This is a genomic window from Kocuria sp., assembly GCF_030538595.1.
Classification (GTDB): Bacteria; Actinomycetota; Actinomycetes; order Actinomycetales; family Micrococcaceae; genus Kocuria.
The window spans coordinates 34,192-46,410 of the sequence record NZ_JAUNTS010000015.1; the positions used below are offsets into that span (position 1 = coordinate 34,192).

Below are 12,219 nucleotides of genomic sequence, written 5' to 3' on the forward strand. Positions count from 1 at the left end.
ATATGACGGTGTTCAGCGGCGGGACGTGGGAATACATGTCTGAATCAACGTCGAAATTCCCCAGCTACGGGGACTGTCCGGGGTATGTCCACCGGGTCTGCTGCACGGGTAGGTGACCTCTGAACTGCTTAGACCATGTGCGGCTGGGCTGGAAGGATGTGCACTGTGTTGAAGCCGTATCCCAAAAAGTTCCGTGACGATGTCGTGCGAGTGGCCAGGAACCGCGAACCCGGTGTGGAGCTGTCCCAGATCGCGAAGGACTTCGGGATCCATTTCACGACGTTGTAGGCGTAGTTGAAGAAGGCCGACGCCGAAGACGGCATGAAGAAGGGCGCCACTGCCAGCGAGCAAGCCGAGCAGCGTCGCCGAAATAGGCTGCTTGAGAGCGAGAACGAGGTTCTGCGACGTCCGGCCACCAAACTGTCGCGAGCCAATCTGCCGCGAAAAGGCTCTACCGGCACGTGGAGGAGCTCCCCGCCGATGGTATTGCCGTCGCGGTGACGTGTCGGTTCCTCGCGCTCGCCCTCCAGCCCTATGACCGGTGGCGTGCATGCCCGGTGACTGATGTCGAATACGACGAGGCATATCGGACCAACCCGCCGCTCGACGCGCACCGCGACGGCCGGGAGTTCGGCTAACGGTTCGTCCTCGATGAGGCCCGCAAGGCTGGTCAGCCGATGACCGAACGGAGGGCATGGCGAATCTGCTCGAACAATGCCTGGTGGAGCACGTTGGGCAAGAAGCCCAGTCGGGGTGAGACCGGCAGGCCCGGTCCATAGAGACCTGGTCAACCGCCACGACGTGGCCGGGTCGATGGGTCTTGTCGGCGCGGCCGGTAACAACGCCGCTATGGAGTCCTTCTTCACACTGCTCCAGAAGATCGTGGTCGCCCGCCGTTCCTGGCGCATCCACGAAAACTCCGGACTGCGATCGTGCGCCGGATCGGGAGAACCTACCACCGCGGACGCCGACAAGACGCACTCGGCCCATTGACCCCCTTCGAATACGGGACCATCACGACCACACCAGCGGCTCAGGCAACGTAACCCCACCTGTCATTCATCCATGCAGCAGACTCCCCGGACCGACTGGGTCGAAAGAGCGGGAAGATCTCACTGGGCTCCGCAAGTAGCATGCGTTATCTCGGTGTCGGGCCCCGTCATATCGGTGTGCCCGTGCTGCTGTTAACCCACGGCCGTGTGGTGGACATCTCCAACGCCGATACCGGTGAGGTCATCGCTCGCCACACCATCGACCCGATCCGGAACTATCTCGGCCCACTGCGCTGACCCCATGGGACACGGCCCTGAGGGTTAGCGGCAGGAATGTGTGTACAGAACCACGGTTTTCCCGGGTCTGGTCAGGGATGATGCTGGGTTGAACATGCTCGGGGAGCATGTTCAGTGCCCGCTACCCGAAATCACCCTCGCTGTGAGGTATGTGCGACCAAACTCGTGAAGAACGGCTTAACCAGTGCCGGTCGCACCCGATGGCGATGCAAATACTGCGGTGCCTCCACTGTGCGCTACCGGCAAGACATCACCGGCAAGGCCCAACTAGCCGACTTCATCACCTGGGTACAAGGCACCGGTTCACAACGCAGCCAGGGCGGTACAGGGCGTTCGTTCCGGGCTGCCACGAGGTGGTGTTGGAACATCCCCGTGCCCCAACCACCCTCAACTGGGGAAGTTTCGTCCACGGTCATACTTGATGGCACCTACCTGCAGGGCTGGTGTCTACACATCGCTCACGACGGCCACCACGTACTCAGATGGCAATGGTGTGACCGGGAGTCCACCGCTGCTTGGACGGCGCTATTGCAACGCCTACCCGCCCCACAGATGGTTGTCATCGACGGTGGTCGCGGTATCGCTGCCGCACTAGCCCAGTCCTGGCCTGAGACTCGGGTGCAGCGCTGCTATTTCCATATCTTCCAAACCGTGACCAGGCACGTGACGATGAACCCCAGATTGGAAGCTGGTAAGCAGTTACGCGCGCTGACGAAAGCGTTGATGAAAGTCAAAGACCTTGACCAGGCCTGGGCCTGGATCCTTGAATACGCCCGGTGGGAAACACGCTGGGACGGGTTCTTGAAACACCGCAGCTACCCCGGCAAACACAACCAACGCCCCCGAGGAATCTCAGCCCATCCGCAGTGGTGGTACACCCACCGCCAGCTACGAACCTGCCGCAACCTGTTCCGGGGCCTGCTGACTCGCGACGAACTTTTCACCTGGCTCACCATCGACCCCTCAACACCACGACCACGAACCACCCCCCACTGGAAGGCGGACCGAACACGGCTATCAAAGACCTCCTACGCCACCACCGGGGCCTACCCGAGGCCCACGCCCGCACAGCGATCGAGTGGCTGCTCAACAGCCTCACTGACGCGCCCCACAGCCCCTGGAGCTTGGCCCGCCCCGAGCACTGGGCACCCACAACCACAACCACAGCCCGGGCTTACCTTGAAGAACCCAAAGGACCACAACTTGGCACCGCGTTCTCCTGGGAAGACGGCAACGGTATCCAACACGGCTGGGCAGGCCGCTGGCGCCCGTAACACGCCCGGCCCATACACACATTCCTGCCTATAACCCCCATTTTGTCCGCTAACCCGAACATGACGAAGCCCAGGTGAGAAACCTTCTCTCACCTGGGCTGTTATGTCGGGATGACAGGATTTGAACCTGCGACCCCTTGACCCCCAGTCAAGTGCGCTACCAAGCTGCGCCACATCCCGCAGGCGGTGAGCCGCCCACATGTGCTTCACAAGACGGTCAGACCGCCTCAAGCACCCGCCATACATTACCCCAACCGCCAGGCGATTTCACATCGCCATCCCGCTCCACACGGAACAGCCCGGCACCCCCGCATCAGGGGCACCGGGCCGTCCAACCATCAAGTCCTCACCGGCAGCGCCGGCCAGGACAAAACCGGCATCACTCCGGCTCGATCTCCACCACCAGGTCCCCACCGGCCACCGGCGACGGACCCGTGATCACCACGCGCTTGACCGTGCCGCCCACGGGCGTGGTCACGGAGGCTTCCATCTTCATGGCCTCAATGGTGGCCACACGGTCGCCCGCAGACACGGAATCGCCCTCAGAAACGGTGGCAGTGATGGAACCCGCAAACGGTGCCGCCACGTGGCCCGGCTTGGAGGTATCAGCCTTCTCCGCCTCCACAAACTCCGTGGCCACAGAGGTGTCCCGAATTTCCAACATCCGCATCTGACCGTTCAGGGTGACCATCACGGTGCGCATGCCCTTGTCGTCAGCTGGGCCAATGGCCTGCAGGGTCACCAGCAGACGCACACCCTTGCCCAACGAAATCACGTGCTCCCGCTCCGGGATCAACCCGTACAGGAAGTCACGCGTGTGCAGCACGGAGATGTCCCCGTAGTCCTTCTGCTTGGACTCAAAGTCGGCCGTGGGGCCGGGGAACAGCAGACGGTTCAGCGTGGCCCGCCGCACGGCGGACTCACCGGACAAACCGGCCAAATCCTCGGAGGACAGCTCCGCCACCGCAGGCTTCTCATGCCGTCCTTCCAAGGCACGGGTCCGGAACGGCTCCGGCCAGCCAGCAGGCGGGGTGCCCAGTTCACCGTTGAGGAACCCGATCACCGAATCCGGGATGTCAAAGTTTTGCGGATTCTCCTCGAACTCCGCCGGATCCACGTTCATCCCCACCAGTTGCAGGGCCAGATCCCCCACCACCTTGGACGACGGCGTCACCTTCACCAGGTGCCCCAGCATGCGGTCTGCGGCGTAGTACATGTCCTCGACCTGCTCAAACTTCTCCCCCAGCCCCAGCGCAATGGCCTGCTGGCGCAAGTTGGAGAGCTGACCACCGGGAATCTCGTGCCGGTACACACGACCCGTGGGCCCGGACAGACCGGACTCGAACGGCTTGTAAATCCCGCGAATGATCTCCCAGTACGGTTCCATGTCGCACACGGCATCCAGAGAGAGCCCGGTGTCCCGCTCGGTGTGCGCCAAAGCGGCCACCAGCGCGGAAGCCGAGGGCTGCGACGTCGTTCCCGCCATGGTGGCCGTGGCAACGTCCACCGCATCCACCCCGGCGTCGATCGCTGCCAGCAGTGTACCGATCTGACCGCCGGCGGTGTCGTGGGTGTGCAGGTGTACGGGCAGGTCAAACCGCTCGCGCAGTGCCGTGACCAGGCGGCGTGCCGCCTCTGGACGCAGCAGACCTGCCATGTCCTTGATCGCCAGAATGTGCGCACCGGCATCCACGCACTGCTGCGCCAGATCCAGATAGTACTCCAGCGTGTAGACCTTCTCCGCCGGATCCAGCAGATCAGATGTGTAGCACAGCGCCACCTCAGCCACCGCGGTCCCGGTGGACCGGACGGCAGAAATGGCGGGCGCCATCTGGGAGACATCGTTGAGTGCGTCAAAGATGCGGAAAATGTCAATCCCGGTCTCCGCCGCCTCCTTCACAAAGGCGTCCGTGACCTCCGTGGGATACGGGGTGTAGCCCACGGTGTTGCGGCCGCGCAGCAGCATCTGGATGGGAATGTTCGGCATGGCCGAACGCAGGTACCGCAGCCGCTCCCACGGGTCCTCACCCAGGAATCGCAGCGCGACGTCGTACGTGGCCCCGCCCCATGCCTCCATGGAGAACAGCTGCGGCAGCGTGTGCGCGTACGCGGGCGCTGCGGCCAAGAGGTCGCGGGTACGGATGCGGGTGGCCAGCAGGGACTGGTGGGCATCGCGCATGGTGGTGTCCGTGACAGCCACGGCGGTCTGTGCGCGCAGCTTGGCCGCAAAACCTTCCGGCCCCTCATCCAGGAGAACCTTGCGCCAGCCATCCGGCGGAGTGTGCTCACCGGGCCCGTCCAACGGGGACCGGTCCGGGTCCTCCACCTTGTCACCGGGGTACCGCGGCAGCTTGGTGCGGGGGTCAATGCCCTCAATGCGCTCACCGTTGGGCTTGTTGACCGTGACTTCGGCCAGGTAGGTCAGCGCGCGGGTGCCGCGATCGGCGGTGCCGCGAGCCTCCAGCAGCTCCGGACGACGCTCGATGAAGTCCGTGGTCACATTGCCTGCCAGGAACTCCGGGTCCTCCAGCACGGACTGCAGGAACGGGATGTTGGTGGCCACACCGCGGATACGGAACTCAGCCAGCGCACGACGAGCGCGGTGCACAGTGGTTTCGTAATCCCGCCCGCGGCAGGTGAGCTTGACCAGCATGGAATCAAAGTGGGGAGAAATCTCCGCCCCGGCGTACAACGTGCCGCCATCCAACCGCACCCCGGCGCCACCGGCCGAACGGTATGCGGTGACTTTCCCGACGTCGGGGCGGAACCCATTGGCCGGATCCTCCGTGGTGATACGGCACTGCATGGCAAAACCACGCACGCCCAGTTCTTCCTGGCGAATCCCGATCTGTTCCAGGGTCTCGCCGGCGGCAATGCGCATCTGGGCCTGGACCAGGTCCACGTCCGTGACTTCCTCTGTCACGGTGTGCTCCACCTGGATACGCGGGTTCATCTCGATGAACACGTGCTCACCGGCACGCTCCCCCACGGTGTCCAGCAGGAACTCGACCGTACCGGCATTGACGTAACCGAGCTCCCTGGCGAACTTCACGGCGTCGTTGTGCAGGGCCTCCCGGACGTCTGGGTCCAGGTTGGGGGCGGGCGCAATCTCCACCACCTTTTGGTGACGGCGCTGCAGGGAGCAGTCACGCTCGAACAGGTGCACGGTCTCGCCCGTGGCATCGGCCAGGATCTGCACCTCAATGTGGCGCGGGCGCAGCACGGCCTGCTCCAGGAACACGGTGGGATCACCGAATGCGGTCCCAGCCTCCCGCATGGCGGATTCCAGAGCCTCCGGCAGTTCCTCTGGAGTTTCCACGCGGCGCATACCGCGGCCGCCACCACCGGCCACGGCCTTCACAAAGATGGGGAACCCGATCTCATCCGCCACCGCAAGCAATTCTTCCGGGTCCGACGACGGCTCCGAATCCTGCAGCGTGGGAATGCCCGCCTTCTTGGCAGCCTTCAGAGCAGCAACCTTGTTCCCGGCCAGATCCAGGACATCGGCGGAGGGGCCGATGAACGTGATGCCGTTCTCCGCGCAAGCCTTGGCCAAGCCGGGGTTCTCGGAAAGGAAACCGTAGCCCGGGTACACGGCGTCTGCCCCGGATTCCTTGGCCACACGGATGATTTCATCCACGTCCAGGTATGCCTTGACGGGGTGGCCCTCCGTGCCAATGCGGTAAGCCTCATCCGCCTTCTGGCGGTGAATCGAGTTGCGGTCCTCGATCGGGTAGACAGCCACCGTCTTGGCGCCCAGCTCGTAGGCGGCTCGGAAGGCACGTACGGCGATTTCGCCGCGGTTGGCCACCAGGATCTTCTTGAACACAGGCACTCCTTCTATCCGGGACTGGATGGGGGCGTCGTCGTGATCAAACGGGCCCCAGTCCCTGACGCAGTTTCATGCGGTTACCCGCTCCACTCGGCGTTGAGTGTGTGCGGTGCTGGGACCAGCTTAGGTGACACCTGTCTATTTTGTGACCGTCACGCCGGGCCGGGCCCCTTGGTTACTTCATACCAGCATGACGTGTCCCGGGTGTAACCGGTGCCAGGTGTGCGCCCCACGGGAGGTGACCCGGGCGTCGTCGTCGGCCAGGAAAGGCAGAAGCCGAGATCATGTGGTAGTGCACATTTGAAGCTGAAATGTGCACTACCACATGATCTCGGCGAGCGAGTGCGCAGTCCACCCCTCTGGTACTGCTGTGCCGGTGGGCGTATAGTTAGGGGTGCAACGGGCACTAGCCCCGCGAAGTAAGCCAGGCAGTCATCCGGACGGTTCGACGAGCCTGGCTTACGCTTTTCCGGACTCAGGCTGACACCGTGGTTACGCCCGCCACCAGAGCTTTGGACCTGACCTTCCACTGGCCCCCACGCTGATAGCACCACGCCACGGCGTCAGATATCCACAGCAGCGGCTCCTCTGAAGCCTTCAAGAAGTCGTATCTGAAGGCGTCGCCCCTACCGCGTAAGCAGTCAGCCAGGATCCGCTTGTCGGCCACCAATGTGGAATCGTCGCGTTCGATACATAGCCGATCGGCCCCGGCGCCCAAAAGGTCCTCCACCAGACGTTCTAGACAAAGCGGGCGGGCTTGGCGATCTTTCATTCCTTTGGTCAGGTAGACATGGACCGTGACATCCAGTTGTGCAAATGCGTCCAACAGCTGCTTTCGACGTGCATCTTTCTCATCGGTGAAGTGGATGCGCTTCTGCCCCGGCAACAGCAAGCGCTGGACGTTGCGCCGGGCACGCGAAACGTCAACGGCGGCCAAGGCACTAGCCACTACGTAGTACGCACCCGCCTTGGACTCGTCCACGAAAATATGGCTGCGGGCCGGAATCTCATGCACCGAACAAGGGTACCGGCTCCACGTGTGCACCCCACGGGAGGTGACCCGGGCGTCGTCGTCGTGGGGGTGCTGGCGAAATCATGGGGGACGTAGCAATTTCAGGTGAAATCACTACGTCCCCCATGATCTGGGAACCCGGCGAGCGCAGCCGGAGAGCAAAGAATCAGCGCTTGCGCGGACGGCGCTCCCGCACGCGCATGGCCACCTCAATGGGGGTGCCCTCAAACCCGAAGGTCTCCCGCAGCCGCCGGGTGATGAAGCGCCGGTATCCGGGATCCAGGAACCCGGTGGTGAACAGCACGAACTTGGGCGGGCGGGCGGAGGCTTGCGTACCGAACAGGATGCGCGGCTGCTTGCCACCACGCAGCGGGTGCGGGTGGGCGGCCACCAGCTCACCCAGGAACGCGTTGAGTCGCCCGGTGGAGATGCGGGTGTCCCAGGAATCCAAGGACTTCTCCAGAGCCGGCACCAGCTTGTCCTTGTGCCACCCGGTCTTGGCGGAGATGTTCACCCGCGGCGCCCAGGCCACGTGCGCCAGATCCTTCTCGATCTCGCGCTCCAGGTAGTATCTGCGCTCCTCATCCAGCAGATCCCACTTGTTGAAGGCCAGCACCAGGGCACGCCCGGAATCAATGGCCATCTGCAGGATCCGAACGTCCTGCTCCGCCAGAGGCTCCGAAACATCCAGGAGCACCACCGCAACTTCGGTGCGCTCCAAAGCCGACTGGGTACGCAACGAGGCGTAATAGTCAGCGCCTTGCGCCATGTGCACCCGCCTGCGAATACCCGCGGTGTCCACAAAACGCCACGGACGCCCACCCAGTTCCACCATTTCATCCACGGGATCACGGGTGGTGCCGGCCAGATCATTGACCACCACGCGCTCAGCGCCTGCCAACTTGTTCAGCAGAGAGGACTTGCCCACGTTGGGCCGTCCGATCAGGGCCACACGGCGCGGACCGCCCAGCACCTCCGGCTCAGCGACCTCAGAAAACTCCGGCAAGACCTCGAACAGGGCATCCAGTAGGTCACCGGCGCCCTTGCCGTGCAGCGCGGAGACGGGGTACGGCTCCCCCATCCCCAGCGACCACAGCTCGGTGGCCTGCAACTCCAACGCCGGGGAGTCACACTTGTTGGCCACCAGAATCACGGGGCGCCCGGCACGGCGCAGCATCTTCACGATCGCCTCATCCGTGGCCGTCACCCCCACCGTGGTGTCCAGGACCAGCAGCACCGCATCCGCGCGGGCCACGGCCAGTTCGGCCTGCTCCGCCACGGACTTGTCGATCCCGCGGGCATCCGATTCCCACCCGCCGGTGTCCACCATGGTGAACGGACGGCCCAGCCACTCCGCACTGTAGGAAACCCGGTCACGGGTCACGCCCGGGACATCCTCCACCACAGCCTCACGGCGTCCGATCACACGGTTGACCAGGGTGGATTTACCCACATTGGGCCGTCCCACCACAGCCACCACCGGGGCAGGCTTCCGGGTCAGCCCACCAAAGGCGTCATCCTCCCAGTCTTGCAAGAGGGCCAGGTCTTCATCGTCCAGTTCGTACTCGTCCAGCCCGGCACGGAGGGCATCGGCACGCTGGTCGGCTTCGTCGTCGTCAATCGCGGCCAAGCGTTCAACGACGTCGTCCGCCTCCCCTCCCAGCACCGATTCCACGTAGGGGTCCACCGGGTGCTGCCAGGGTTCCAGGTTTGGGGTTGAGTTCTCAGTCATGGAGCACTCTCCTCTCAAAAATAGTCAAGTCTGTTACTTGGGCGGGCAATGCCGGGGTTTCACGCCAGGTCCGGCACGGCCCGGAAAATCAGGTCCAGCACCGCTTGCACGGTCTGTTCCAGGTTCAACTCCGAGTTGTCCAGGGTGATCACACCATCGGCCGCAGTGGAGAAATTGACCACAGTTGAGTCCTTGGCATCCCGCCCCACAACCTGCGCGCGCAGGGACTCGGCATCCTGAGAGCCGCCCAGCTGGGCACCGCGACGATTCATCCGCGCCTGCTCATTGGCCACCAGCAAAATCCGCACCTCGGCATCGGGGGCCACCACGGTGGTGATGTCCCGGCCTTCAGCCACAATGCGCCGCCCGGAATCGGCAATGATCTGGCGCTGCCGGGCCACCAAAACCTCCCGCGCGGCAGGCACGGTGGCCACCGCAGACACATGGGAGGTCACCTCCGGAGTGCGGATCGCAGCCGTCACATCCGTGGCCCCCACCTGCACGAACTGGCGGTCGGGGTCCGTAGAAATCTCCACGGGAGCTTCCTGGGCAGCAACGACGACGGCGCCGCCATCCTCCCAGTCAGTACCCTCCGTCATGGCCCACCAGGTGACCGCGCGGTACATGGCACCGGTGTCCAGGTAACCCAGGTCCAGGCGACGGGCGATCTCCTTGGACACGGAGGACTTGCCGGAGCCCGAGGGTCCGTCAATGGCCACTACCACCTGTGTTGGTGTCTGCCCCGAGTTGGTCACTGGACCACCTTCCATCCGTTTGCGGTGAGCGCTTCCACCAGTTCGTCCCGGCGGTTGGGCTCCACGGAGACCTCCGCCAGACCCACCGGTTGGCCCGGTGAGTGATCAAGTCTCAAGTCTTCCAGGTTGATCCCGATCTCCCCGATGAAGCTGAGCAGATGGGCAATGGTGCCCGGCACGTCATCCACCAGGACGGTGAGCTGCGCGAATGCCTTGGGCGCTCCGCCGTGTTTGCCCGGGATGCGGGCCTGACCGGCGTTGCCTTCGGAAATCAGCTGCGCCACATCCAACCGAGACCCCGGTGCCGTGGGAGCCTCCAAGGTGGCGATGAGCCGTTGCAGGTCCTCCTGCACTCCGTGCAACGCTGGGACCACGGAGGCCGCATTGGCGGTCAGGATCTGTACCCACAACCCGGGATCGGACCCGGCAATCCGGGTGGTGTCCCGCAACCCCTGACCGGACAGCGCCAGGTGGTGCAGCGGGGTGTCCTGCAGCCGGGAGGCCAGCAGGGAGGACATCACCTGGGGCAGGTGGGAAATCAGTGCCACGGTGGTGTCGTGTTCATCGGCGGACATCTCCGTGACGGTGGCTCCCAGCTCCACCGCGAGCGCCTTGACCAACCGACGAGTGGAGGGAGCGGTCTGCGGCGCCGAGCACAACACCCACGGCATGGAGGTGAAGAGTTCACCGCGTGCTGCCACCGGCCCGGATTTCTCCCGCCCGGCCATGGGGTGAGAACCCACGTAACGTGTCAGATCAGCCCCGCGTTCTTCCAGCCCGCGCAGGATGGAGCCCTTGACCGATGCCACATCTGTGACCACGGCGTCTGGGAACTCCCGCAGGGCAGCCGCCACAAGATCCACTGTCACATCCGGCGGGGTGGCCACCACCACCAGCTGCGGAGCCAGCACCGGGCGATCCTGCGGCCCCTCTGCTGGGCCGGCACCACCGCCACCCGCAGCCGCCCCTGCAGCCCAGGCACGTTCACTCAGTCCAGCGCCAATGTCCTCCCCCACGGCTTCAGTGGTCGGGGAGGCATCCCGCAGCCAGGTTTCCACCCCTAGGTTGCGCAGGCCCAACCCGATGGAAGCACCCAGCAACCCGGCGCCGATGATCAGGACGGAACCAACCGGGGCCGTCGTCGTCATCTCCGGGGTGCGCTCAGGAGCCGAACGCCCCTGGTCAGCCACCTCAGCTGCTCAATCCCACGGAAGCCAGCAGATGACCCACCTCCGTCTTGGAAAGGTCACGGACCACACCCTGTTTCTGGTTGCCAATGCGGATGGGGCCGATCTGGGTGCGGACCAGGCGCTCCACGGGGTGGCCCACGGCATCAAAGAGGCGGCGCACAATGCGGTTACGGCCCGAGTGCAGGATCACCTCCACCAGAATGTGCCCAGGTACGGAATCCACCAGACGGAAGGAATCCACCTTGGCGATTCCGTCCTCCAACATGATTCCCTCCTTCATCTGTTCGCCAATGCCCTTTTCCATGGGGCCGCGGACCTGCACCAGATAGGTCTTGGGAACTTCGTAGGAGGGGTGGGTGAGGCGGTTGGTCAACTCGCCGTCGTTGGTCAGCAGCAGCAACCCTTCGGTTTCAATGTCCAGGCGCCCCACGTGGAACACCCGGTGCTGGTGACGGTGCGAAACCAGGAAATCGGAGATGCACGGGCGCCCCTCCTGATCTTCCATGGTGGAAATGACACCTTCGGGTTTGTTGAAGGCGTAGTACACCAGCTTGTCATCCAGCTGAATCGGCAACCCGTCCACGGTGATTTCCGCGGTCTTGGGGTCTACTCGCACGCCCAGTTCGGTGATCACTTCACCATCGACCATCACACGGCCTTCGGTGATCATGTCCTCACACACTCGCCGCGATGCCACACCTGCGTTGGCCAGCAGCTTCTGCAGGCGCACACCCTCAGAATCATGGATGTCCAGGCGATCCACCGGCGGGTTCTTGGGACGACGCCGACGGTGCGGCCCGTAGATTGCCACCTTGTCCGGCATCTTCCGGCCGTAGCGGTCGGTGTTGCCGTAGGCGCGCTCGCTCCTGTCCCGCGCTGGGATGTTGCCCTTGGCTCCCAGCTTGCCTGCACCGGCTTTCCCCGGACGAGGCTTGCTGCCCGGAGCGGAACTCGACTTGGCGGGGCCGGATTTGGGTGCGCCGGCCTTGGCCGGGCCTGACTTAGGTGCACCGCTCCGATCTGCACCGGGCCTGCCGGAGCTCGGCTTTCCTGCACCGGGCTTGCCGCTGCGAGCACCTGGGCCTCCGGCACCTGCTCCACGCCCCATGGGGCTACCTGATCCAGGGCGGCCACC

8 protein-coding genes, 1 tRNA gene and 1 pseudogene are annotated in these 12,219 nt (G+C 64.2%); 2 read left to right on the forward strand and 8 right to left on the reverse strand.

Annotated elements, in window-relative coordinates; translation table 11 throughout:
• Nucleotides 1-128 precede the first annotated feature (128 nt).
• On the reverse strand, nucleotides 129-908 hold the full coding sequence (locus tag Q4G32_RS14040; protein ID WP_441327506.1) for a hypothetical protein: 780 nt from the start codon (nucleotides 906-908) through the stop codon (nucleotides 129-131).
• A 225-nt stretch (nucleotides 909-1,133) separates the two neighbouring features.
• On the opposite strand from Q4G32_RS14040, the gene Q4G32_RS11925 reads away from it, so the two are divergent.
• Both Q4G32_RS11925 and Q4G32_RS11930 read left to right on the forward strand, forming a co-directional pair.
• Nucleotides 1,134-1,289, forward strand: coding sequence for a hypothetical protein (locus Q4G32_RS11925; RefSeq protein WP_303351683.1), 156 nt, complete (start codon nucleotides 1,134-1,136; stop codon nucleotides 1,287-1,289).
• Between the two features lie 114 nt (nucleotides 1,290-1,403).
• Nucleotides 1,404-2,563 (forward strand): annotated as a pseudogene (locus Q4G32_RS11930) (IS1249 family transposase).
• Nucleotides 2,564-2,669: 106 nt separating this feature from the next.
• Here Q4G32_RS11930 and Q4G32_RS11935 read toward each other — a convergent pair.
• From Q4G32_RS11935 to Q4G32_RS11965, 7 genes are all read right to left on the reverse strand, one after another.
• Nucleotides 2,670-2,743, reverse strand: a tRNA-Pro gene (locus tag Q4G32_RS11935).
• Between the two features lie 199 nt (nucleotides 2,744-2,942).
• Nucleotides 2,943-6,392, reverse strand: a complete 3,450-nt coding sequence (locus tag Q4G32_RS11940) for a pyruvate carboxylase (protein ID WP_303351685.1) — start codon at nucleotides 6,390-6,392, stop codon at nucleotides 2,943-2,945.
• A gap of 478 nt (nucleotides 6,393-6,870) precedes the next feature.
• Nucleotides 6,871-7,410 carry a hypothetical protein gene (locus tag Q4G32_RS11945; RefSeq protein WP_303351687.1) on the reverse strand — a complete coding sequence of 180 codons (540 nt, stop codon included), beginning with the start codon at nucleotides 7,408-7,410 and terminating at the stop codon, nucleotides 6,871-6,873.
• Between the two features lie 163 nt (nucleotides 7,411-7,573).
• The gene (gene der, locus Q4G32_RS11950) at nucleotides 7,574-9,139 is read right to left on the reverse strand and encodes a ribosome biogenesis GTPase Der (protein ID WP_303351689.1); all 1,566 of its coding nucleotides are present in this window, start codon (nucleotides 9,137-9,139) and stop codon (nucleotides 7,574-7,576) included.
• A 59-nt stretch (nucleotides 9,140-9,198) separates the two neighbouring features.
• The gene (gene cmk / locus Q4G32_RS11955; RefSeq protein ID WP_441327507.1) at nucleotides 9,199-9,909 is read right to left on the reverse strand and encodes a (d)CMP kinase; all 711 of its coding nucleotides are present in this window, start codon (nucleotides 9,907-9,909) and stop codon (nucleotides 9,199-9,201) included.
• Nucleotides 9,891-11,042, reverse strand: coding sequence for a prephenate dehydrogenase (locus tag Q4G32_RS11960; protein ID WP_303351758.1), 1,152 nt, complete (start codon nucleotides 11,040-11,042; stop codon nucleotides 9,891-9,893). The genes cmk and Q4G32_RS11960 overlap by 19 nt, the downstream gene beginning before the upstream one ends.
• Nucleotides 11,043-11,085: 43 nt before the next feature.
• Nucleotides 11,086-12,219, reverse strand: a 1,134-nt coding sequence (locus Q4G32_RS11965) for a pseudouridine synthase (RefSeq protein ID WP_368660395.1), incomplete at its 5' end; no start/stop codon positions are given.